Source organism: Mycobacterium shunyiense (assembly GCF_058270075.1).
Genome location: NZ_JBZDPU010000004.1, coordinates 20,565 through 45,343, shown reverse-complemented (window position 1 = coordinate 45,343; position 24,779 = coordinate 20,565). Strand labels below are relative to the sequence as shown.

Sequence of the window (24,779 nt, the reverse complement as noted above, 5' to 3'; positions counted from 1 at the left end):
CCTTGGCGCCGTGAAGGCGTGGCAATCTTTGGGCGCCCTGCTGGCTGCGGGTGCGCTGTTGTCCGGCTGCCAATCGAGCATCGAAGGCACTCCGGCCACCAGCCCGCAATCACCCACCGAGCCCAGTTTCCCGACCGCACGGCCCACCCGGTCCACCCCGGCGCCCCCGTCGAGTACCACCCCAGCTACCCCCAGTCCCTCTGCTGCAGCTCCGCCGGCCGGGGCCGCCCCATTACAACCGGAGAACGGGTACGTCTTCATCGAGACCAAATCCGGTCTGACCCGCTGCCAGCTGTCCAAGCAGTACGTCGGATGCGAATCCGACTTCACCGACGCACCGGTGATCGACGGCGAGCACGCGACCGGGGTCAGGCTGACGCCGGATGGCCAGATCAAGTGGGTCGTGGGCAACCTCGGTGACATTCCGGTGGTGACCCTCGACTATCGCAAGTACAGCGCTGTGGGCTGGACCATCGACGCGACCGAAGACGGCACCCGGATCAGCAATGACAGCACCGGCCACGGAATGACCATCGCTGTCCAGGGCGTGAAAACCTTCTAGAGTTGGTCCATGACTGTCGCTCGGCGGGAACGTGCCGCCCTCGTCGAATCCATGCGTGCCGCCGGTCCCGACGCGCCCACCCTGTGTGAGGGCTGGACCGCCCGCGACTTGGCTGCCCATCTGGTGGTGCGCGAGCGTCGCCTCGATGCCGCCCCCGGCATCCTCGTGCCTCAGCTCGCGGGCTACACCGAGCGCGTGCAGCAGAAGGTCACCGAGAGCACCGAATGGGCCGACCTGGTGGATCAGATCGCTGCGGGCCCCCCGCTGTACTCTCCGTTCAAACTGCTGGACCCGCTGGTCAACGTGGCCGAGATGTTCATCCACAACGAGGATGTCCGACGGGCCCAACCCGATTGGGAACCAAGGGATCTCGATGACGCGACGGCCTCCGCGCTGTCCCGCGGGATCGGCGCTATGGCCCGGATGACAATGGGCAAATCCCCGGCCCGGGTGGCCTTGACCACCCCGGCGGGCAAAACACTGGCCACGGTCGGCGCCGGCCCGGAGGTGACGGTGACCGGAGATCCGGGCGAGTTGCTGCTGTTCGCCGCAGGCCGCGAACCGGCCCGGGTGACGTTCGCTGGCGACGACGCCGCCGTCGCCGCCGTGCGCGCTGCCCGTCGCGGCCTGTAGAAGCCCAGGTCATCCCGGGCTTTACCCGTTCTTGACTGGGCGCTGAATCGCCCCACCGACGATCAATGCGTGAGTACGCTTTCATCGGTGGAACTGGGGGTTTTGGGACCTCTTCAGGTCCGAATGGACGGTGCGCCCGTCGTAATACCGGGCGCGAAGCCGCGTGCCATCCTCACGATGCTCGGACTCCACGGTGGTGCGGTGGTACCGGCCGACGTGCTCACGGAATTGCTCTGGGGCGACGATCCACCCCGCACGGCCGCCAAGGCCCTGCAGACCCACATCTCCTCACTGCGTCACACTCTCGGCGACGGCTTCGTGTTGACCCAGGGCACCGGCTGGCGGCTGAACACGGCCGAGACCGATGCCTCGCGGTATCAGTCGCTCACCAAGGCAGGCCGGGATGCCCTGGGCGCCGGCGACACCAGCACTGCGGTGACCCGGTTCGACGAGGCGGCCACCCTGTGGCGCGGTATCCCGGAACTGCCCGACGGCCGGCGGGGCGTCTCCGAGAAGACTCGGTGGATCGAGGCCCACGCGGCCCTGGTGGAGGATCGGGCGGACGCGCTTCTCGCGACTGGTCGTGCCGCGGAGATCATCGGCGACCTCGAGGCCGCTGTGGCGGACGCTCCGCTACGCGAACGACGTTGGGGTCAGCTGATGCTCGCGCTTTATCGCGCCGGCAGACAAGGTGAAGCCCTAGGGGCATTCAAGCGCGCACAGTCGGTACTCGCCGATGAGCTGGGGGTCGACCCGGGCCCGGACCTGCGCCGGCTCGAAGCAGCGATCGTCGCACAGGACACCGCGCTGGAAGTCCCTGCTGTACAGAGTATTTCATCTTCCATGCGGGCAGTGACGTTCCTGCTGACCGATATCGAAGGTTCCACCGCCGCATGGGAGGCGGACGCAGGTGCGATGGCCATCGCACTCGCCCGTCACGACGAGCTCGTCGAACAGGTCGTCACCTCCCGCGGTGGGCGCCTGATCAAGACGCGTGGCGAAGGCGACGCCACCTTCTCGGTCTTCGATCGTCCGTCAGCCGCCGCCTCAGCAGCGATCGAGTTGCAGGACGCCATCTTTCACGAGCCGTGGGCGCTGGCTGAACCCATGCGTATCCGCATCGCGTTGCACACCGGGGAAGCCGAGCTTCGCGATGGCGACTACTTCGGCCGTGCCGTCAACCGCGCCGCCCGGCTGCGCTCGCAGGCCTCCGGTGGTCAGATCCTATGTTCGGGTGCGACAGCGGAGCTGGTCATCGACTCTTTATCCGACGACGTTGCGCTCGTCGACCTGGGCATGCGCCAATTGAAGAACCTGGCACGGCCCGAGCACATCTTCGAGCTCCGCCTCCAGACCGCCGAAAGCCCTCCACCGGCAGGCGATTCCCCCATTGAGCGGGCTGCCATACCGGCGGTTCTCGCGGGACCGGGTCCGTTTGTCGGGCGTGGCCGTGAACTGGCGGAGCTGCTCGCCGCCTGGCACCAGACGGTCATCGCCGGCACCCGCGCCGTACTGATCGCGGGAGAACCGGGCGTGGGCAAGACCCGCCTGGCCGGCGAATGGTGCCGGCAGGCATACGAACAGGGAGCGCTCGTGCTGTACGGCCGTTCCGACGAGGATCTCGGTGCGCCGTACCAACCGTTCGCCGAAGCCCTGCGCACACTCGTGCCCGGCGTCGGTTCCGATCGGTTGCGCGGAATGCGCGGCATAGAGGCGCTACTGCCGCTGGTTCCCGGGTTGACCGACGTGCTGCCCGATGTCGCCGCACCCCCACACGGCGATCCGGACACCGAACGCTATGCACTGTTCGACGCCGTCGTCGCCCTGCTGGGCATCGCCTCGTTGGACGTGCCCATCGTCCTGGTACTCGATGATCTTCATTGGGCGGCCAAGCCCACCCTGCTCCTCTTGCGCCACCTCTTACGTTTCGGCGAGCATGCCCGCGTCCAGATCGTGGGTACCTACCGGAGTACCGACCTCGACCGGTCCCATCCCTTGGCCGCGATGCTCGCCGACCTCCACCGCGACGGCAGCGCCGAACGCATTGCCCTCAACGGCCTCGACGAGGACGACGTGACGGCGTACGTGGCCGAAGCCGGATACGACGACGAAGAGCTGGCCCGGGCATTGGCATCGGTCACCGGTGGCAACCCGTTCTTCCTCATCCAGGCATTGCGCCATGTCGACGAAAGCGGTGGGCATTGGGACCCGAGCACGCTGCCGCAGGGCGTCCGGGAAGCCGTGAGCCGCAGACTTTCCCGTCTTCCGCTCGAGACGAACAAGGCGCTCGCCGCGGCCGCGGTCGTCGGTAGCCAGTTCGCCCTCGACCTGGTCGAGCAAGTGGTCGGCCAGGATCTCGTCGACGCATTCGACGAGGCGTGCCAGGCCGGCATCCTCATCGAGGAGCCCGGCGGTCTCTACCGCTTCAACCACGCCATCGTCCGGCAATCGCTGCTCGCTGAACTCGCCTCCGTGCGCCGCATGCGGCTGCACCAGCGGATTGCCGCGGCGCTGGAGAATCTGCCGGGTACCGGCGACGAACTTCTGGCCGATCTGGCCCACCACTACTTCGAATGCGCCTGGGCGGGAAACGCGGTCAAGGCCGTCGAGTACTGCCGTCGTGCCGCAGACCAGGCAATGGCGCGCCTGGCCTACGAGGGTGCCGCCGACCTGTACGACCATGCCCTGCACGCGCTGGACGAACTGGACGACGAGTTGCCCGACCGCGACGACCAGCGAGTTGAGCTCCTGGTCGCCCGGTGCGAGGCGCTGCTGGCCGCGGGCGATGTGTCCTCGGCGGCGGGTGCGGTAGCGCAACTGAAAGAGGGCACCCGTGATTCGGCACGGCTCGCGGCATGGGCGACGTGCTTCGACGGTGAACTCTCAACGCTCGTCGACCCGGAGAGCCTGGACGAGATCGAGGCCGCAGTGGGCACGGCTGCGGCAGCCTTGGCCGAATTGGGCGACGCCGCGGGGGAAGCCAAGGCGTACACCGTCCGGGCCGGGTGCCTGGCGCGCCTCGGGCGCATCGGTGACTGCGAAGTGGCGTTGGACAACGCTCTCACCGCCGCGCGCCGGGCACGCGAGCACCGACGGGTGAACGAGGTGCTCGCGGGCGCTCCCCTGGCGGCATTGTGGGGGCCCAACCCGGTTCCACGCGCGGGTGGTCGATGCCTCGACGTGGTTCGCCTACTTCGGATCACGACCGATTCGCCTGCGGTCGAAGCGACTTCGACCCGGTGCCAGGCCGTGTTGGAAGCGTTTCGCGGCCGGGCGGCTGCCGCCCGGCGGATGATCGACTCCGCGCGACGCACCGTCACCGAACTGGGGTTGCGCCATGCGGTTCTCGAAGTTGAGCACTTCGCCGGGCTCGTCGAGTTGGTGCTCGATGATCCCACTGCATCCGAGCAGCATCTTCGTCTTGCCTACAACGGCTTGCGCCGGATGGGTCTCGACGCAGATGCTGCTGAGACGGCGGCGCTGTTGGGCCGCACCTGTCTACTGCTCGACCGGGGCGACGAGGCCGACGAATTGTGTTCCGAGAGTGAGCGGCTCGCCGGCCATGCGCTGAAGGCATCGATCACCTGGCGGACAGTTCGGGCCCAGCTGCTTTCGCGCCGCGGAGATCACGATGGGGCAAGGCGGATGGCCGAGGAGGCCGTCGCCATTGCGGCGCGCACCGATGCACTGATCGACCACGGCGATGCATGCTTGGCACTGGCGGTGGTGTTGGACGCCGCTGGCGACACGGTGGGCGCACAGGCTGCGGCCGAACGCGCCGCCGAGCTCTACGACCGCAAAGGCGCTGTGGCACTTGCGGAAAAGACGCACAGACTTCTCGGGAAGCGGCCCTTTCCGAACCCGCCGGCCGCACCCGCTCAGCCCGAGACCTCGGTCGAAATGCACACCCCGGCCGTCGCAGCGAGCGAGCGTGTGGCCGAACTCGAAGCCCTGCATGTTCAGTTCGAGGAAGAACGCCCACAAGTCTCGAGGCTGGAGAACGTCGCCAGCCACGTATATCAAGACATCATCACGAGCTACGCCATCCGCGACTGGGATGCAATTCGAAATGTCCTGGCCGAGAACATTTCAACCGAGGATCGCCGTCCGGTAGTCAATGCCGGCCGCAGAACGGGGCGCGATGCGGTGATCCCCGAGATCGTCGCCATCTGTGAAGTCGGAGTAACGGAACTCCGGTCAGACGTCATCGCGATCCGCGGTAGAAATCTCGTCTTGTGTCGCAGCCGAGCGGCCGCGAGCCGGCAACCCCAGCCCTTCCACAGCGACCTTCTCGAGATCATCGAAGTGAATTCCGACAACCAAATATCGAAACGCTTCGTATTCGACGTCGACGACGTCGATGCCGCCTTCGAAGAACTCGACGCCCGCTATCTCGCCGGTGAAGCAGCGCCATACTCGCAGGTCTGGACGGCAGTCACGGACGCGTACGCAGCATTCAACCGACGCGAGATCCCTCCGACGACACCTGACTGGGTGAACTTGGATCATCGGCACACCACCGCGATGGCTTCTGGTGAAGGCGTTGCCTACTTCCACGCTTCGTGGGAGCTAGCAGCGGAGCTGAACGTCCGCATCGAGGTTGTGCACCGGCTGAACAAGTTCGGAGCGGTGTTCACCCATGTAGGAAAGGGAAGATCGAGGGAAGGATTCGAGGCCAAGTGGCGAGCGATCGTCATCATGACGGCCGAAGGCCACCTGATCAATCGTGCCGAGCTGTTCGACGAGGCGGACCTGGACGCAGCACTCGAAAAGTTTGACGAACTCATCCGGCCATCCCGGCGGCTGCAGAATGCCGCGAGCCGAGCGACCGATCGCTTTCTGGAGCGATTCGCCGCCCACGACTGGCACGCCATGGCGCAGATGGTGATCGATGACATCAGCCTCGACGACCGTCGTCGGGTGATCAGCGCCGACCTACAAATCGGCCGGGATACATTCATCGAAAACTTCCGGATAGCAGCCGATCTCGGCGCCACACAATCGCCGAACACCGTAGCGACGCGCGGGGAACGCCTCCTTCTCACCCGCGCTCGATTCTCGCTCAACGGTGGGGAGCCCGACGAGTTTGGCCTCGATCTCCTGCACGTGATCGAGATCGCCGCTGACCATCGGATCGCCGCGACGGTCACATTCGACCCCGACGACCTCGACGCTGCCTTTGAAGAACTCGACGCCCGGTATCTCGCCGGTGAAGCGGCCGGCCGTGCGCACACCTGGTCGGCAGTCATCGGCGTATACGCCGCACTCAACCGGCGCAAGCTCCCCGCAACGACGCCCGACCACGTGAGTCTCGACCACCGGCGGGTCACATCGTTCGCGCCCGGCGACATCAAGGAATACACCCGCCTCGCCTGGAATCAGATGCCGGACATCAGCTTCCGCATCGCGGATGTCCATCGGCTGACCGATTTCGGAGTCGTCGTCACGCACGCGTTGCACGGCACCTCACGAGACGGCTTCGAGGCAGAGTGGCGCGAGATCCACCTCATGACGCTCGACGGTGACCTGTTCAATCGAAGCGAGATGTTCGACGAGGCAGACCTCGACTCTGCGCTCGCGCGGCTCGAGGAGCTCAGTCGCCCGGTGCCGCTGCTGGAGAACGCGGCGAGCCGCGCGTACGAGCGCTTGCAGAAGTGTTTTATAAGAGCGGATCTGGACGCGTTGGCGACCATGCTGGCCGACAACTTCTGCAGTGAGGACCGCCGCCACATCGTAAGCACTGGCATTCGTCGCGGTCGGGATGCCGCCCTCGAAGACGCCCGCGCAGTCGTAGGGCTCGGCGTCAGCAACACAGCGGCGACCGTCATTGCGACACGCGGTGAGCGCCTGGCGCTCAGGCGCTCCCGATACGCAAACCGCGATGAACAGGTCGACGGGTTCCACGTGGAAATTCTCGAAATCATCGCGCTGGGTGCCGACGGACTCATCATCGATGTGGTCACCTTCGACTCCGACGACTTCGGCTCCGCCGTCGCCGAGCTCGACGCCCGATACCTGGCCGACGAGGCCGCGTCGCATGCCCATACGTGGTCGACGGTCATCAATGCGTATGCCGCGCTCAATCGGCATGAGCTTCCCGCGGCGACGCCGGACTCGACCAACGTCGACCACCGACGACTGATCGCCATCGAGACAGGCGCCCTGAGCGCGTCGCTGCAAGCGATATGGGACACCACGTCACAAGCCAGAATCTACGTCGAAGCGGTTCATCAGCTCAGTGACGTCGGGGTGGTCGTCGCTCATACAGCGTCGGCAACCTCGCAGGACGGGTTGGATGTCGAATGGCGAAACATTGCCATACTGACCATCGAAGGCGATCTCGTCAGCCGCGCCGAGGCGTTCGACGAGGACGACCTCGACGCCGCACTCGTCAGATTCGATGAACTCAATCGGCCGCGGGGACCGCGGCCGGAGAACACTGCGAGCCTGGTGGAAGCGCGCTGCCAGGAATACTTGTCGGCCGGGGATCTGACTGCGTTGTCGCAGCTGATGGCTGAGGATATCTCGATTGACGATCGTCGTCGGGTGATAAACGCCGATCGTCGGCGCGGCCGAGACGTGGTGATCGAAGATCTCCGAGTCGGCGCCGAGGTCGGTCTCACGCAAATAGCGCCGGCCGCCATTGCGACCCGCGGCGAGCACCTCACGCTCCGCCGTATCCGGTATTCGGGTGAAGACCAGCGCCCCGAAGCATTTCTGATCGATCTTGTTCAAATCGTCGAGATCGACGCGAACCAACGTATCTGCGCGCTCGTACTTTTCGACCCCGACGACATCGACTCCGCGTTCGCCGAACTCGAAGCGCGGTATGTCGCGGGTGAGGCAGCCGACCACGCGCAGACGTGGTCGGCTGTGGCCAATGGTTACGCCGCACTGAACCGACACGAGATACCCCGTGCGGCGCCTGACCTCGTGAACGTCGACCACCGGCCAGGCGTCGCCTTCATGCCGGGTGACTTGTTCCCGTACATCCATGCCGCGTGGGATGTGTCGCCCGATCTGAAAGTCCACATCGAGACAGCGCATCGCCTGAACAGACTTGGCACAGTCATCACCCAAGCGGCGAACGGGAGTTCGCATCACGGTTTCGATGCCGAGTGGCGACAGATCGTGGTGTTCACGGTCGACGGCGACGCGGTGAACCGCTGTGAGATGTACGACGAGTCCGACCTCGATGTCGCGCTCGCAAGGTTCGATGAGCTCACTGAGCAGCCGCCGCGACTCGACAATGCGGCGAGTCGCGTGGAGGAACGCTGTCTAGATTGCTTTGCCGCCCGTGACTGGGAGTCGATGAACCAGTATCTGGCGGACGATTTTTCCTTCGACGACCGTCGGACCGTCGTCAATGCCGGGACTAGGTACGGTCCAGATGCAGCAATCGCCGACGCGAGGGCAGTCGCAGAACTTGGCGCCACGCGCATCACTTCAGATGTCGTCGCCACGCGCGGTGAGCGCCTCTTCCTCGCTCGTACTCAGATGGCGAGTGGGAACCAGGGACCAGATGTGTTTCACACCGAATCACTGTGCGTCGCGGAGATCGATACCCATGACCGGATCTCTGCGCGCGTGGTGTTCGACCCCGGCAATCTCGACGCCGCCTTCGAAGAACTCGATGCGCGCTACCTCGCCGGTGAAGCGGCACCGCACACGCAAACATGGTCGACGATCGTGAGCGCATACGCTGCGCTGAATCGGCATGAGCTTCCCGCGGTCGCACCAACTTGGACGGACATCGACCACCGGCCAACAGTCGCTATCGCGACCGGTGGTCTGGGTGCGTCACTGCGTGCGATCTGGGACATCACGACACACGCCACCATCTACGTCGAGGCGGTTCATCAGCTCAGTGACGTCGGAGTGGTCGTCACTCATGTGGCGACAGCAACGTCCCAGGAGGGTTTCGATGCCGAGTGGCGAGACATTTGCCTCGTGACGGTCGAAGGCGATCAGCTCAGTCGGGCCGAAGTCTTTGACCCAGCCGACCTCGACGCCGCGCTCGCCCGCTTCGATGAACTCACTCAACAGCCGCCCACTTCAGATCGCCGATAGGCTGGCGGTCGTGGATTTCCGTGTATTCGTCGAACCCCAGCAAGGCGCTACCTACTCTGACCAGCTCGCGGTGGCCCGCGTCGCTGAATCGCTCGGATATTCGGCGTTCTTCAGGTCTGACCACTACCTGGCGATGAGTGGTGACGGCCTGCCCGGGCCGACGGATTCCTGGGTGACGCTGGCCGGTCTCGCACGCGAGACCTCGACGATCCGACTGGGCACCATGGTCACCTCGGCCACGTTCCGCCATCCAGGGCCGCTGGCCATCTCGGCGGCACAGGTCGACGAGATGAGCGGTGGCCGTGTGGAATTGGGCCTCGGCGCGGGCTGGTTCGAGGCCGAGCACCAGGCCTACGCCATCCCGTTCCCGCCGCTGAGTGAGCGTTTCGACCGGCTCGAAGAGCAGCTGCGCATCCTCACCGGTATGTGGAAGACGCCGGTTGGGCAGACTTTCGACTTCACCGGCAGGCACTACTCCGTCGTCGACTCACCGGCGCTGCCCAAGCCCGCACAGTCAACTCTGCCGATCGTCATCGGCGGGCTGGGCGCCAAGCGCACGCCCGCACTGGCCGCGGAGTTCGCGTCGGAGTTCAACGTGCCGTTCGTGCCGCTGGACACCCTGAAAACACAGTTCGCGCGAGTGGCCGACGCGGTGTCCGCAGCGGGACGAGCCGCGGACGCCGTGACCTACTCGGCGGCCTTCGTGCTGTGTGCAGGCCGCGACGAAGCGCAGATCGCCCAGCGCGCCGCGGCGATCAACCGCGAGGTGGACGAGCTGCGCAGCAATTCGCCCCTGGTCGGCACACCCGCCGAGATCGTCGACAAGCTGGGACCGTTCCTGGACGCCGGTGTGCAGCGGGTCTACCTGCAAATGCTCGACCAGTCCGATCTGGATCATCTCGAGCTCTTCGCCGGTGAAGTCATCCGTCAGTTGAGCTGACCGAAGCCCGCTTCAGGGCCGGGCATAGTATCGGTGCCCGTGGCCGGTGACGAGGACGATCAGGGGCAGCCTCCCGAGGCGCCCTGGCATCACTCGACGCCGGCAGTCGCGGGGGCCAGCGCTGCTGCGCTCGCCGTGATCGGCTTGCTGCTGTGGGCGGTGATCTCGCTGACCAGCTCCGGAGGGCCTGAGAACGCTCCCATCGATTTCGTCCCGCCCACCTATACGTCGACCTCGAAGACCACGAAGTCCACCACGACCCGGACCACCACCTCCCGCCTGCCGGTGACCACCGAGTTCGGCGTGCCGTCCGACACCACGACCACCTCGTCCTCGGAGACGACCGAGACCTCGCCCACCACGACGTCCGAGACCACCACTACGACGACAACGACGACCACGACAACGACCACGCCGTCGTACACGTCGCCGGGCGCCGACTACGGCGAGTACCCCACGACGCACTACCGGCCGCGTACCAACGTGACACGCACGCTGTATCCCCCGCCGGGCGGCTGAGCGCGCCTACCATCGGCGCGTGTCGAACTATTACGACGACGACGACGAGCCCACCCAGTACGCGCCCAGCTACGGCGAGTACTCCGAAGCGCCCGCGCCGCCCACTCCCGAGGCCGTCCCGTGGTACCGCAAGCCCGCTGCGCTGGTCGGCATGGGCGCTGCTGGTGCAGTGATCGCGGCGCTGGTCATCTATGCCCTGGTGCAGTTGTTCTCGTCTGATTCCTCGTCGACGACCACGACTACCACCACGTCGACCACGGCAACCACCACCACATCGGTCGCCAGCTCGGCCCCGGTGGTTCCGGCGCCCACTCACACGGTCACCGAGACGGTCGTACCGACCACCACGGTCGAGGAAACCACCGCCACGACCACAACCACTGAGCCCGTCACGACGACCGAGACCACGACCACGACCACGACGACGCCCCCGCCGACGACAACCACCACTGCGCCGGTGACGACGACAACGCCGCCGCCCGCGGGTAACCCCTAACCGGCTCGGCGCAGGTTATCCACAGGTCCTCGAAATGCTTCTTTTCGCCGTCGCGCCTGTCCACAAGTATCGAGTTGGTGGAAGTTGACGACGTGCTCCGCCAACAGAATGGGGTGATCTCGCGTCGACAGGCGTTGGATGCGGGTCTGCTGGAGCATGAGATACGGCGGCTGCTCAGACGCAACGAGTGGGCGCGAGTCCACGCCGGGGTGTATGTCGACCACACCGGCCCGCTGACGTGGGCGCAACGCGCCTGGGCCGCAGTCCTTTACGCGTCGCCGGCGGCGCTGTGTTTCGAATCGGCCATGGGAGCCGACGCGTTGCCCATCCATGTTGCGGTCGCGCAATACCGGGCGATATTGGCGGAACCGACCGGAGTCCGCATCCACCACCTTGTGAATCTTGACGAGCGAGTGCTGTGGAACGTCGGCCCACCGCGGATGCGTTACGACGAAGCCGCGCTCGACGTCGCATGCCGCGCCGCGTCCGAACTCGATGCCATTGCGGTCCTGGCCAATGCCTGTCAATCGCGGCGAACCACCGCCCATCGGTTACTGCAAGTGCTCGATTCTCGGGCACGGGTCCGCCGTCGCCGGTGGTTACGCTCGGTGTTGGTTGATATCGCCGAGGGCACCTGCTCGGTGCTCGAGCACGGCTATCTCGTTCGCGTCGAGCGCCCGCACGGTCTCCCCCGAGCCGAGCGGCAGAAACGGGCCACGTCATCCGTCGGTGTCTGCTATCGCGATACCGAGTAAGGCGAACAGCTCATCGTCGAACTCGACGGCCGGGTGTATCACGATTCGGCGACCAGGCGCGATGCGGATTTCGAGCGGGATCTCGACGCCGCCGTCGACGGTCGTTCGACAGTCAGGCTGTCCTACGGGCAGGTCTTCGACCGGCCTTGTCAGACAGCAGGCAAGATCGCCCAGGTGCTCGAGCGACACGGAATCGCGGTCGCCGGCCATCCATGTGGGCCGGAGTGTGAGTTCACTCGACTCGACCGCGCCGCATAGTCGTCAACACCGAGGATTGCAGTCACTATCGAGCAGTAATCCTCGGTGTTGATCCATTCAGGGTGCCGGGGCAGCTGAAGTGGGCGTGGCTGCGGGCGTGGGCTCGGGTGCCTTGGTGGGCTCCGGCGTGTGCGTCGGCTCTGGCGCATGTGTCGGCTCCGGCGTGAGTGTGGGCTCTGGCGCATGTGTCGGCTCGGGCGTCGGCGAAGGAGTCGGCGACGGGCCAGGTGAAGATGATGGGCTCGACGGCGGCGTGAACGTCGGGATCGGCAACTGTGGAAGCGCGACGGGCGGAAAAACCAACGGCGGCACCGCAATCGGCGGCAGTGCTACCGGAGGTGCAGGCAGCGGCGCGGGTGCCGGGGCGGCCGGCGGTGGCAGGGGCGCCTGCGGCGCGGGAGCCACTCGCTGCGGTGCGGCTGGGCTCTGCGCACTCTGCACCAGCCGTGGTGCGGCCGCCGGACGCGGCGCAGCTTGTGCGGGCGCACCGGGACCAGGATCTGGCCAGGACGGATCACGCACAACCACGGTCCGGGTGGGCGGTGCGGGCGCGGCCTGGGCCAAGGGGGATTCGGCCGGAACGGTTTGTGGCCCCAGCAGTCCGGACACTGCGGCGTCGAGGCGATCGGCCCGCGCCGACAACACCATGCCGACGGTGCCGACCACGGCCAGGAACACCGCTGCATAGGTCACCACACCGCCACGCCGGTACCAGGCAACACGCGCTGGAGCGGGCGCCATAGGCGGTTCGGAGAACACGAATTCGGGCCGGGCCGAATCCTCGGTCACCGACTCGGGAACGAACTCGGCGACCTCAGCCGCCGAGTCTTCCACCGACCAGGCCAGCGCGGATGCGGCCACCGTGCCGGTCGCCGAAGCAGCCGAAGCCGAGACAGCAGACGCAGGCGCAGGAGCGGCCACAGGACCAACCGCCACCTGCGTTGCCGTCTCGTCGACCCCGCGTCGGGCCAGCAGGCCGGCACCGACCGCGGCGATCACCTGGGCCTGCGGCACGGTGGTGACCGGAAGCCGGAAAGCCGATGAAAGCCGTTGGGTGACAAGTGGTATCCGCGCTCCACCACCGACGGTTACCAATGCCGCCAGCTGCGCAGGGTGAATACCGTTGCGACGCAGCAGGTCCAGCATGGCCTCGATGACGCCACCGAGCGGCTGGTCGACTACCGCGTCGAGTTCGGCACGGGTGAGCCTCATTGCACCGCCAACCCCGGCCAGGCTGGTGGCACTCTGATCGCTCAACCGTTCCTTGGCATCGCGGCACTCATCCCGCAGCCGCGCCAGTGTGCTCACCGCTGCAGTGCCGGCGGGTTCGGCCTCCAGATTGCGCAGGACGAGTCGCAGCACTTCCTGGTCGATCAGATCGCCGGAAAACTCGTCGAACCGCACGGTCTGGCCGATGGTCGCGAATCCCGCGGCAGCGTCGGCCAAGGTCAGGCTGGTACCTGTCCCGCCGAAGTCGCACAGGGCGACCACGCCGCGGGCCGGCAGGCCCGGATACGACTGGATGGCCGTGAGCGCGGCGACCGAATCGGGAACCACCCGGACGCCGGGCATCGCCCGCCGCACAGAATCGACAGCCGCCGAGCTCCAATGCGAGGGCACCGCCACCACCGAGGCATCCGGACGCTGCGCGGGGCTCACCTCACGCGTCAGCGCCTCGATCGCCCCGGCCAACAACTGCTCCGCGCGATGCATCGAACCGTCGGCGGCGACCAACGGCACCGGATCGCCGACCCGTCCCACGAAATCGGTGAACACCAGCCCGCCATCGGCCAAGGACGGCGCACCGACCACAGGCCCACGATGCCCGGACACGGTGAGCACCGCCCGCCGCACCAACGGCGTGTGGTCGGCGATCGCCACCAGATTGGTCGCCCCCACGGACAACCCCAGGCAATCACGCATACCTGTATGTCGGCGGCGGAGCCCGATTCGTTAGTGCCGCGCCGAGTACTCGGCCACCAGCGCCTCGGCGCTGCGGACCGCGGCCCGACAGGCCCGCGTGGTGAAGGGGTCGTTGAGGGGATGCTCGGCGCGCCGCCGCCAACGCTGCGCCGCCGCGAAGGCCGCGCGGGGCCCGTCGAACGGCGCATCGGGCTGCAGCCCGAGCCGGCTGGCCGCATCGGTGCCCGAGCCACCGATGATGCGGCGAAGTGAGGCCATCTCGTCCTCGTTCAGCGTCGTGGGACGCGAGCGCAACAGGCTGAGCAACCGCAGCTCCTCGAAGGCATGCGTGTCGGCGAGCAGCGGGTCGATGTCGGCAAGGATGTAGGGCGTCGCATAAATCGGGTTGCGCTGCACGAACTGCCGCAACGACAGCAGCGCCGTGTGCGCCTTGAGCAGCTCCGACCGTTGTGCGAACTGCTGGTCGATCACGTCGCGCAGGGCGATCAGGCCGCTGCGTTCCAGCAGTTCGTCGGCCAGTGCCACGGAATCGGACACCCCGGCGTGCATCACCGCGATCGAGATCCGGATGCCGAACATGCCGAACCGGTCCAGCAGCGCCGCGCGGGTGGCCGCGTCGACCGGCAGCGAGCTGTCCTCGCGGACGAACCGGTCCACCGAGAGCATCGCCTTGGTCAGCTGGGCGGGTTCGATGCCCGCGAGCTTCTGCAGCGCGACGAACTCGCTCTGCCGCAGGGTGCGGGCGGTCAGGGCGAGGAGACCCGACACCGGGACCACGGCCTGGCAGATCCCGGTCTTGTCCATCTCCTCGGTGAACCGCTTGGCGACGTCTTTGGCCGACATCATCGCGTCGATGCGCCCGGCACCGATCTCATCGGCCCGCGAGGCCACGCCGATGACACCGAGTGCACCCGAGGACCCGCCGACGAGCTCACCGATCTGTTTGAGCAGGGCGATGTCGGCGGCGTTGAGGGTGCGCAGCAGGAACACCACGGCGTCGACACGAGGAACGCCGTCCTCGGGCACCAGGAGCCGGTGAGTCCGCATCGATACGTCTCGCGACAGCGACGAGGTTCCCGGGGTGTCGATGATCGTGGTGTCGATGAGCTCGGCGGCCGGCCACTCGACGTCGAGATCGACGACGTCCTCGGAGTTCAGCCCGGCGAAGCTGAACGTCAGGCCGCGGTCATGCGGGTCCCGCGCGATCGGCACATTGGCACGCCGCCCGCCGCGGTGGTTGGCGGTCACCTTGGGCGTGGGCCCATGCCGAAACCAGGTGACGATGCGGGTCGCCTCGGTGGCATCGGTGGGCGCGATGTCCTCCCCGACCAGCGCGTTGACGAGGGTCGACTTGCCTGCCTTGAGCGTGCCGGCCAGTGCGATGCGGATCGGCTGGTTGAGCCGGCGTCCGATGCGGTCGAGCTCGTTGTGGACGTCGGGCCGATTGCGGTAGGCCGGGTCACCCCGGTACGCCTTGATGGTGCCGCCCAGAATCGAGCGCACCTGATCGGCCGTGCTCACGCTGCGGGGTCCAACCTTTCGACGCCAGGTAACCCTTCGAGCTTAAAACGTGCCGAACACGCTTGAATATTCACCGGGGCGATCGCGCGGTCGGCCTCTCGGTCCGCCGGCACGGAGGTGCAGCACATGGAAACTGCGAGCAGAGTCAGTTCCGCCACCTGGCGGGCCGCCACCTGGTCGGTACCGCTGGTGTTCCAGTTGGTGCTGATGCTCTTCCTGTCGACCACCTGGGCGGCACGAAAGTGGGTGTTGGTCGGCGACCCGTTCCCGATAGTGATGTCGGCCGGGGCTGCGATGTCCGCCGTGATCGCCCTCGTGATCAGCATTGCGCTCCTGAAAGCCCAGGTCATCGCGCTGGCGCGGCGTCGGTCTGGCTGTCGCCGGCTCGGCTGCAGCCGTGTTGATCGGTTGGCTGCTCGCTGCGTTCTGGATCTACGAATGACGGACAGCCCCGCGCCGACCAAGTTCGGTCCTCTCAGCTTCGTGGCGGCTCTGATCACCAGTCTCATATTCGAATTCACCGCTGTGACAATGGGATACTTCGTGATCTTCCTGCTCTACATCGTCTTGCCCGCGCTCCTGATCGTGGCTGCGATCGGAGGCCTGCTCTACTTCTCGGGAGGCAAGGCAACACAGGTCGGTCTCGGAATGCTGATCGGCTGTCTGGCAGCTCCGTTGACTGCGACGATCGCGGTCATCGTCCTCGTTGTCTCCTATTCCGGAGCCTAGTTGCCCACCCCGGCCAGGTTCTGGGCGTGGTCGACCACCTGAGTCAGGATGTTCTTCTGGCGTTCCAGTTCCCTGACCCGGGTGTTGCGCTCGTTCTCCTCGACCTTCGCCGCAGCAAGGGTGGCCTGCAGCGATTCGTTGAGCGAGCGGGTGGTCTGGTTCGCGATCCCCCGGTAGTGGTCGCGCAGTTGCCGCTGAATGCCCTTGAGCCGGTCCCGCGATTCCTTGCCGACGACGAAGGCGACGTCATCGATGAACTTGCGCATGTTGGTCTTGGCCTCGCCACGCACGCGGAGCATGCGGTTCTCCATGTCCTCCTTGTAGGCCTTGCGACCCAGCACCAGACCGGCGCCCAGCGACAGCGGGTTGAACATGCCGAGTCCGGCGAAGGACGTCAGCATGCCGAACATCAGCACACCGCCGTAGGAACCGCGCATGCCGGTGATGACCTTGTGCCCGGCCTTGATCGGCTTGGCCTCCAGCCGGGCCAGCGATTTCATCTCGCCGAATCCGGCGCCCATGTCGCGGGCGTCGATCTGAGGCAGCTGCACCGCCTCCAGACCTGCCTCGGTGAAGGTGCGGGCCACCTCGGCGGCCAGTGCCTCGGCACGCTGGTAGGCCCAGACGAAATTGTCGCCGACGGCGGTTGCCACCGCTTCCTCCAGCTCCGAGCCGATCTCGGCCCAGTGCAGGGTGGGGTCGCCGGTGTCGATCACCTTCTCTGCGTGCTGGGTGATGTTGCGGAACCGGTTACGCAGATCGTGGTCGACGTCGGCGGTCAGGTCGGCGATACCGTCGTTGAGCACCTGCTGCCACAGGGCGGTCTGCTGCAAGGCGTCCTGGGCTTCCTGCTTGCGCCGTTCCAGCTCGGCGGTGAGCCGCTCACGTTCGTCGGGATCGGTGAAGGCAGACAGCTCGGAGTCAACCGACAACAGCAGATGCTCTGCAGCTGACTGGATTTCGGCGACCACCTGGTCGCGAATCCGGTCGCTCTCGCGGGTCAGCACGCGGTCGGACAGGAACTTCACGATGGCCGGGAAGTTCGACTCCTCGTTGAGTTCTTTGTCGTTGAGCTGGATGGCGTGGCTGCGCAGCACACTGGAGACAGGCGTGATCGGGGTCGATATACCCGCCCGTTGCAGGTGGCCGGTATTGGCGCCGACGATCTCGCGCCAGTGCGGGTAAAGGTCTGTCTTGGTGGCGACAACCGTTGCCACCGGACAGATTTCGATCGCCTGGCGAATGAAGGTCATTTCCGGCTCGGTGAATTCCTGGCTGGTGTCGCTGACCATCAGCAGCGCATCGGCGTCGGGCAACAGGCCCAGGGTCGCCGAAAGGTGCGGCTGCCCGAGCCCGCCGACTCCCGGGGTGTCGACGAAGGCCAACCCGCCCTTGAGCAATGGGCTCGGCGCGGTGACCTCGACTCGCAACACCTCACGGCCGCCGGCCTGCGGAGCGCGACGCAGGTCGTTGGTCACCTCCGAGGGCGGGATCTCAATCAGTTCGGGTTCGGCCCCGTCGGGCCGGGCCACCACCAGCCGTGCCGACGGCTGCTCTCCGTAGGCGACGACGGTGGCCAGGACGGTGGATTCGTCATCGCCGACGCGGGCCACCGGAATGTTGAGCAGCGAGTTGAGCAGTTGGCTCTTGCCCTGCTTGAGCTGGCCGGCGATGACCACGCGGATCTGTGGGTCACTGATGCGCACCTTCGCCACCCGGAGCCGCTCCACCAGATCGCCGCGATCGTAGGTGTCGGCAATCGTGCTGGTGTGGTCGATGAGTTCGACGATCACCTTGACCTTGCGCGGGTCATTCGGTTGCGTCATCAGATTTCCTCCTGCATGCCGGGCTCAACGGTAGGCGCGCCAACGGGACGGGGGCCACCCGCGTAACGGATGGCCCCCGCCCCTGTGGGATCGGATCAGAAGGCGTCGAACCCGGTTTCGATCGGGTTGTGCGACGCGACATCGGTGTGGGACTGCGAGTGCGAGTCGTAGCTGTTGCCCGAGCCCAGCGCCGAGCTGGTGTCGTTGTGCGACCCGAAGGACGTGTCGTTGTGCGACGCGGTGTCGTTGTTCGACGCGAACGCGGTGTCGTTGCCCGACCCGATGTTCGAGGTGTAGCTCGACGAGTTGTCCTCGACACTGTGCGTCGATTCGGTCTGAACCGAGGTGTGCGTCGAGTTGTCCTGGGTGTTGCGGCTGCCGTAGTCACCGTCGACCGTGGTCTGGTTACCGCCGACCGCGTGGGTTGAGGCATCGGTGAGGATGATCGAGCCGGCGTTGCCGCCGTCGCCACCGGACGCACCGCCGCTGCCGATCCCGATCAGGCTGTCGCCGCCGGACGCGCCGCCGCCGTGGCCACCGCTCATGTCGACGTCCTTGATCACCGGACCGTCGTTGCCGGACACCACGTCGCCGCCGGCGTGCTGCGAGCTGTCCTCGATGGCGTTGCCCTCACCGACGTTGACGTGCGAACCGGAACCGGCCCAGACGTCACCGTTGTTGGTGGTGTTGCCGTCGCCGAGCACGGCGCCGTCACCGCTGACGATGTCGCCCTTGTTCTCCCCGTCGACCACCACGCCACCATTGGTGGCGGTGTTGGTGCTCTTATCGCCGAGGGTGATGTCACCGAAGCCCAGGTTGAAGGCGCCCTGCTGGGCGTTGGCACCGGCGTCCTGGTTGGGGCTCATCACCGGCACGTTGTTGTGACTGGCCCACTCGGTGTCGTTGTTGCTGGCAACCTCCGGCGCGAACTGCGTCTGCGGGGAGAAAGGCGAGGCGACCTGGTTCCCGAAGGAGGCCGGGATGCTGTGGTGGTCGGCGACCGCGCGCTGCAGGCCGAGTACCGGGTTGCCCCCACCGAGCAGGACACCGGCCGGGGCGGCGGTGGCCGCAACGGCGTGCAGCTGGGCCGCGGTCACGTTCGGCAGGCCGGCGTCACGCAGGCTGCCGTCCGGGTCGGCGATGAACGAAGCTGCCGAGGCGGGGCTGCGGAACAGGTCCAGGATGAAGTCGATCAGAGTGGTCATTGCTCCAACCTTTCGGATGTTTCTGTGGAGTGTCTGGTGACTCCCCGTGCCGGGCTCTCCGGCGATCTGGAGACAACGTTATGGGCGCGCCGCAACACCGGAAACGGGGTCGATTCCCCTCCCCGCATCTTCCCCACCCGGGGTGCTGGGGGTTCCCCCAATAGGGGTATAGGGGATCCGTAGGGGATGGGCCGACAGCCCCGCACGTCCTGATGTTTCCGCAGGTAAAACGCAATAAGCGCGCGACCGCATGGGTCGCGCGCTTATTGGAAGGTCTGGGGGCTTCAGTCGAAAATATCGAAGCCGCCCGGGTCGTCTGTGTGATGCTCGGTGTCGACGACGTGGTGATCCCACACGGCATCCGATACCGGATCGGCGACCGGCACATCCTCGATGACCGGCTCGTTGAGCTGTAGCGATACGTCTTCGAGCGGCTGTTGAAGGACGCCGATGTCGTCGATGACCGGCCCGGTGGACACCAGATGGTCCAGCGAGCCCGACTGGTCGATCACCTGCCCCGCCGTCGTATCCCAGGCATGGTTGGGGGCATCGACCGGCACGTGATCGCCGAAGGCGTCGAACGCCGCCGTGGCCGCGCCACTGGCCCAGACGTTGCCGCCCGGGTCGGCGGCACCCAGGTCACCGAACGCGCCGCCACCGCCGGATGTCGACAACGACTCCGACACGACAGGAATCAGATTGTTTACGTCCGCGCTGGTCACATCAGTCAGATGCGCGTCGGCGATGGCCTGCGCCGGATCGGCGGCATAGTGGGCAGCAGCGTCAGGGTCGCGCACCAGCGACATCACAAAGTCCAGCAATGTGTTCGCCATGCTCCACCTCCTCAACGGTTCGCTTCGAATGCTAGCCAGCTGTGGTGGTGCTGGGATCGGTGCCGAGCCCACCCCCGCCCACCCGCCATTAGGGGGGTGGACATTAGGGGATTGACGCCACTAGGGGAACAATGCCGAGTCCTGGATGCCTCAGCGGTTAGGGTGAGGGTCGGCCGAGACAACAGGAGTGACGCCTGATGACCGACTCACTGGGGTTGTCGATCGGGATGACCAACCTGGTGGCAGCCCGCGAAGGCCGCCAACCGGTGATCCGCCGATCGATTTTCACGCTGCACAACGACCGGGCGCCGGACGTCGGCGAGTACACCGGCAGCGGGTTGCCGCTGGCCGGCTTCGTGGAGCGCGTCGGCGACCCGGTTCCCCTTGTCGCAGCCGACGGGTCCCAGCACCGAGGTGAACTGGTACTGGCCGAGGCCCTGGACGTCATGGCCCGCACCGCCGGCGGTGGTGCGCCCGTGGTGATCGCGGTACCTGCGCACTGGGGTCCCAGCACCGTGGGCGCCTTACGTGGCGCACTGCGCAACAAGCCCGCGCTGTCACCGGCCGGTGTGCCGCCGGGACTGGTGCCCGACTCCTTGACCGCGCTGGCGGCGCTGCAGGCTGATCCGGGGTTACCCGCCGACGGCGTCGTGGTGTTGTGCGATTTCGGCGGCAGCGGGACGAGCGTGACGCTGGCCGACGCCGGCGCCAATTTCGCCACGATCGCACCGACTTTCCGTTATCCGGACTTCTCGGGCGATCAAATCGACCAGGCGCTGCTCAACCACGTGCTCAGCGGGATCGCGACGGCCAACGATTCCGACCCGGCCGGTACCGCGGCGGTCGGTTCTCTGGCGAAGCTTCGGGCCGAATGCCGTCAGGCCAAGGAGCGGTTGTCTGCCGACACCGCGACAGCGATTCCCACCGAACTGCCCGGGTTCAACTCCGACGTCCGAGTGACCCGCCCAGAACTAGAGCAACTCATGTCCGCGCCACTGGCCGGCCTGTTGGACGCCGTCGAAGACACGTTGCAGCGCAACAACATTGCGCTGTCGAGTGTGACCGCGGTCGCCACCGTCGGCGGCGGAGCGGCGATCCCTCTGGTGACCCAGCGACTGTCCGAGCGGTCGCGCGCCCCGGTGGTGACAACCCAGCGACCGCAACTCGATGTGGCCCTGGGGGCCGCTCTCGTCGCCGAGCGCGTCATCGACGCCGCTGCACCGACCGGCATGGCCCCCGAGGTGGCGGCTGCGGATGCTCCCACCGGCATGGCTCCCACCAGCCTCGGACCGGCTGCCTGGGCGGCGGGCGCCACCATGGCGCAACCGTCGGCCGACGACGGGGATGCGGGGAGTGCCCTGGCCTGGTCGCAGGACGATGCACCCGGAAATGAACCGGTTCCCTATGCGGGCGGCGAGTACGAAACCGCGCCGGGCACGACCGCGGCGCGGCCACCTGTCCAGTTCAGCCATGAAGAGGAGATGTTCGACGCCGAACCGGCGCCGCTGCCCTGGTACAGACGTCCGGGGATCCTGTTCGGGGCCGCGGCTGCGGCTGTACTGCTGGCTGCAGGCGGCCTCGCGGTGACGTTGACCAGTTCCGAGGGGGATTCCACCCCGCTCACCGAGACCAGCACCACCTACTCGATGGGGCCGTCCCCGGAGGGGCCGCCGCCCGAGCCGATCACGACCGTGACCGAGGGGCCCGACGGGGTCAAGACCACCACTGTCGTCGTCCCGCCACCACCGCCGCCGGAGACGACGACGTCCGCGCCGGAAACCACCACGACGACCAGTCCGACCACAACCACCACGACAACGACGACCACCACAACGACCACCACGCAACCGACGACAACGACCACGACGACGCAACCGCCGACGACGACCACGCAGCCTCCGACGACGACGAAGCCGCCGACCACCACCCAGCCGCCGGTTACCACCACTGCGGCGGCGGAGGCCCCAGGCGGCGGAGCCTAGGTCAGCGCTGATGACCGCCCCGGCACCGGAACCCGTTCCGGAGCTCCCGTTGGCTGCCCGGACGGCGATCGGTGCGGTGCAGGCCGACCCGGCCGCGCCGGTGAAGCTGCTGCTGTCCGGCGGCAACGGAACCGGCAAGAGCACGGTGCTCGCCGAGATCCGTGGCGCACTGCGCGAGGCCGGCCGTACCGTGCTGACCCGCGCTCCCCGACCGGGCGATGCCGCCGAGGCGGCATTCGTCGTCGACGATGCAGACCAGCTGAGCGACACCGAAATCGATTGTCTTGCAGAGAAAGTCGCGGATCCTTCGGCGACGGTGGTGGTGGCGTGCGAGCCGTTGACCCACCGCCCCCAGTTGCACGCGTTGGCCACCGCTCTGGAGCGGGAGAACCCGGTGCTGCGGCTCGGCCCTCTGCCGGCAGCCGAGGTGGGCCGGGTGCTGACCGCGGCGCTGGGGTCACCGGCGACCGTGGAAACCGTGAGATCGGTGCTGGCCGCGACCGCCGGTTTGCCGTTTCTGTTGCGGGCAGCGGCAGATGCGGTCGAGGCCCCGGCCGATGCGGCAAAGTTCGCACTGCTGCACCGATTACGACTGGTTGACGACGCCACCCGCGATGCGCTGCTGATCCTGTCACTGAGCCACGATCTCGGCCCCGACGACGTCGCGGCAGCACTGCGGTTGACCGGTGCCGAGGCGTCGGCACTGGTGGATCGGGCCCGCGCCGGCGGCTTGGTAGAGCCGTCTCACGACCGGCGGTTCGTCCGGTTGGTACACGAATCGCTCGCCCAGATCGCCGGTGCCGCCCGCCACCATGAGATCGAAACCTCCCTGCTCACTTCGCAACTCGAACTGTCGACCCTGTCTGCCGACCTCGCGGTACGTCTGGCCGAGCACGGACTACGCGATGACCGGCTGGCCGAGGCGCTGGCCGAGCACGCTGCCCACAATCGCGCCCGGCCGGCGCGGGCGGCTCGGCTCTACCGCGCCGCGGTCACAGCCGGGGCCGCCGCGGTGAGCACCCGACTGGCCGACGCACTGGCGTTGGCCGGAGACTGCACCACCGCGGCCCGCATGGCCGATGAGCTGCTCGGATCCGAGGACCCCTCCGAACGCGCCACCGCGGTGCGGGTCGCGGCCAGCGTCGCCATGCACGACGGCGGCGCAGCCCAGGCCGCCGACCTGTTCCGGTGGCTCGGCCCCTATCCGGACACTTTGATCAGCTCAGCCGCCGCGACCTCTTTTCTTGCCGCGGGTGACGCCGACGCGGCGCGGGCGTCGTCGAACTCGGAGGTGGCCGGACCACCCACCTCGACAGCGCGGGCGGCACGCAACCTGGCCGAAGGCCTGGTGCTGTCGTTGGATCAGCCGTTCGCCGTGACCGTGGCCCGGCTGGGGCAGGCGGTCACCGCGGAATATCAGGCCGGCGGCGTCGCCCCCGATACCCCGGCTGCTCTCGTGACGTTGGCCGCCCTGCACGGCGGTGACTCGGTGCGGGCACGCAGCGTGATCAGCCGGGCGGTGCGAGCCGGCAGCGGCGACGAGGCGTTCAGCGCGGCGCGCCACCGGCTGCTGTTGGGCTGGGTGAAGATGCAGGATGGCCAGCTCGGCGCGGCAGGCGCGGATGCTGCCGCCGCCGAAGCGGGAGAGGATCTGCACCGTCGCGACGCGTTGTGGGCGGCGGCGCTGCGTACCGCGATCGCCCGGCGAAGTGGAGACAGCGGCGCCGTCCAGAAGCACTGGTTTACCGCGGTCGAGGTGCTCGCCGAGTATTCGATCGACCTGTTCTCGCTGCTGCCGCTCGGTGAGTTGTGGGTGGCCGGGGCCAGGATGCGTCAGGTCGACCGCCTGGAACACACGCTGTCCGAGGCGTGGAGCCTGCTCGCGGCACTCGGCAATCCGGTGTTGTGGTCGGTGCCGCTGCACTGGGCCGGTGTGCACGCCGGGATCCTGGCCAACTCGCCGGGAGCCGTTGCTCCGCACGGACAGGCACTGACCGCGGCGGCCGGTCAAAGCGCGTTCGCCCGCGCGCTGGCCAATGCCGGGCGCATCTGGCTGCGGGTGCTGGCCAATCACGTCGACACCGACGAGGTCACGACCGCGGCACGTGGGCTGTCGCAGTTCGGCCTGACCTGGGACGGCACCCGGCTGGCCAGCCAGGCCGCACTGCAGACGCCGGATGCCCGGGTGTCCCAGGCGATGCTGCAACTGGCCCGCGACCTCAAGCAGACCAGTGCCGTGCAGGACGTCGAAGTCGTCTCGGCCCCTCCGCCCGGCGCCGCACCCCGGGCGCCGGCTCCGTCGTCGACCAAGCTGTCCGACCGCGAACGTGAGGTGGCCGAACTGCTGCTGCTCGGCATGCCCTACCGCGACATCGGCAGTCAGTTGTTCATCTCGGCGAAGACCGTCGAGCACCATGTGGCGCGCATCCGGCGGCGCCTCGGCGCCGAGTCGCGCACGGAGATGTTGTCGATGCTGAGGGCGATGCTGGCTCCGCAGGGCTGAGATCCATACCACAGTGACCTCAAA

General features: G+C 67.1%; 14 protein-coding genes and 1 pseudogene. 10 read left to right on the top strand and 5 right to left on the bottom strand.

Going from position 1 to position 24,779, the window contains the following annotated elements; genetic code table 11:
• The first annotated feature begins 10 nt into the window (after nt 1–10).
• The 7 genes and pseudogenes from AC4ELH_RS02260 to AC4ELH_RS02230 all read left to right on the top strand — a co-directional run bounded on the left by AC4ELH_RS02260 (nt 11) and on the right by AC4ELH_RS02230 (nt 12,233).
• On the top strand, nt 11–562 hold the full coding sequence (locus tag AC4ELH_RS02260) for a hypothetical protein (RefSeq protein WP_436971768.1): 552 nt from the start codon (nt 11–13) through the stop codon (nt 560–562).
• 9 nt (nt 563–571) lie between these two features.
• Nucleotides 572–1,195, top strand: a complete 624-nt coding sequence (locus AC4ELH_RS02255; RefSeq protein ID WP_498883141.1) for a TIGR03085 family metal-binding protein — start codon at nt 572–574, stop codon at nt 1,193–1,195.
• Between the two features lie 87 nt (nt 1,196–1,282).
• A complete protein-coding gene (locus AC4ELH_RS02250; protein ID WP_498883168.1) occupies nt 1,283–9,265 on the top strand; it encodes an ATP-binding protein in 7,983 nt (2,660 codons plus the stop codon).
• 10 nt (nt 9,266–9,275) lie between these two features.
• Nucleotides 9,276–10,205, top strand: coding sequence for an LLM class F420-dependent oxidoreductase (locus AC4ELH_RS02245; protein ID WP_498883140.1), 930 nt, complete (start codon nt 9,276–9,278; stop codon nt 10,203–10,205).
• 39 nt (nt 10,206–10,244) lie between these two features.
• On the top strand, nt 10,245–10,724 hold the full coding sequence (locus tag AC4ELH_RS02240; protein ID WP_448448422.1) for a hypothetical protein: 480 nt from the start codon (nt 10,245–10,247) through the stop codon (nt 10,722–10,724).
• A gap of 19 nt (nt 10,725–10,743) precedes the next feature.
• Nucleotides 10,744–11,220, top strand: coding sequence for a hypothetical protein (locus AC4ELH_RS02235; RefSeq protein ID WP_498883139.1), 477 nt, complete (start codon nt 10,744–10,746; stop codon nt 11,218–11,220).
• Nucleotides 11,221–11,297: 77 nt separating this feature from the next.
• Nucleotides 11,298–12,233 (top strand): annotated as a pseudogene (locus tag AC4ELH_RS02230) (type IV toxin-antitoxin system AbiEi family antitoxin domain-containing protein).
• Between the two features lie 57 nt (nt 12,234–12,290).
• Here the strand turns inward: AC4ELH_RS02230 and AC4ELH_RS02225 are convergent.
• Both AC4ELH_RS02225 and AC4ELH_RS02220 read right to left on the bottom strand, forming a co-directional pair.
• On the bottom strand, nt 12,291–14,156 hold the full coding sequence (locus tag AC4ELH_RS02225) for an Hsp70 family protein (RefSeq protein WP_498883138.1): 1,866 nt from the start codon (nt 14,154–14,156) through the stop codon (nt 12,291–12,293).
• 30 nt (nt 14,157–14,186) lie between these two features.
• The gene (locus AC4ELH_RS02220; protein ID WP_448448418.1) at nt 14,187–15,677 is read right to left on the bottom strand and encodes a dynamin family protein; all 1,491 of its coding nucleotides are present in this window, start codon (nt 15,675–15,677) and stop codon (nt 14,187–14,189) included.
• A gap of 126 nt (nt 15,678–15,803) precedes the next feature.
• Between AC4ELH_RS02220 and AC4ELH_RS02215 the strand changes: the two genes are divergently transcribed.
• Nucleotides 15,804–16,406 carry a hypothetical protein gene (locus AC4ELH_RS02215; RefSeq protein WP_498883137.1) on the top strand — a complete coding sequence of 201 codons (603 nt, stop codon included), beginning with the start codon at nt 15,804–15,806 and terminating at the stop codon, nt 16,404–16,406.
• Here AC4ELH_RS02215 and iniA read toward each other — a convergent pair.
• From iniA to AC4ELH_RS02200, 3 genes are all read right to left on the bottom strand, one after another.
• A complete protein-coding gene (iniA, locus tag AC4ELH_RS02210; RefSeq protein ID WP_448448415.1) occupies nt 16,403–18,232 on the bottom strand; it encodes an isoniazid-induced dynamin-like GTPase IniA in 1,830 nt (609 codons plus the stop codon). The two genes, AC4ELH_RS02215 and iniA, sit on opposite strands and share 4 nt — an antisense overlap.
• Before the next feature lie 95 nt (nt 18,233–18,327).
• Nucleotides 18,328–19,437, bottom strand: a complete 1,110-nt coding sequence (locus tag AC4ELH_RS02205; protein WP_064886118.1) for an IniB N-terminal domain-containing protein — start codon at nt 19,435–19,437, stop codon at nt 18,328–18,330.
• A gap of 284 nt (nt 19,438–19,721) precedes the next feature.
• Nucleotides 19,722–20,270 (bottom strand): Rv0340 family IniB-related protein, encoded by a 549-nt coding sequence (locus tag AC4ELH_RS02200; RefSeq protein ID WP_064877829.1) that lies wholly within the window; start codon nt 20,268–20,270, stop codon nt 19,722–19,724.
• A 197-nt stretch (nt 20,271–20,467) separates the two neighbouring features.
• On the opposite strand from AC4ELH_RS02200, the gene AC4ELH_RS02195 reads away from it, so the two are divergent.
• The gene (locus AC4ELH_RS02195) at nt 20,468–22,252 is read left to right on the top strand and encodes an Hsp70 family protein (RefSeq protein WP_448448414.1); all 1,785 of its coding nucleotides are present in this window, start codon (nt 20,468–20,470) and stop codon (nt 22,250–22,252) included.
• 10 nt (nt 22,253–22,262) lie between these two features.
• Nucleotides 22,263–24,755: an isoniazid response ATPase/transcriptional regulator IniR gene (gene iniR / locus AC4ELH_RS02190; RefSeq protein ID WP_498883136.1), complete on the top strand. Its 2,493-nt coding sequence runs from the start codon at nt 22,263–22,265 to the stop codon at nt 24,753–24,755.
• Nucleotides 24,756–24,779: the final 24 nt, after the last annotated feature.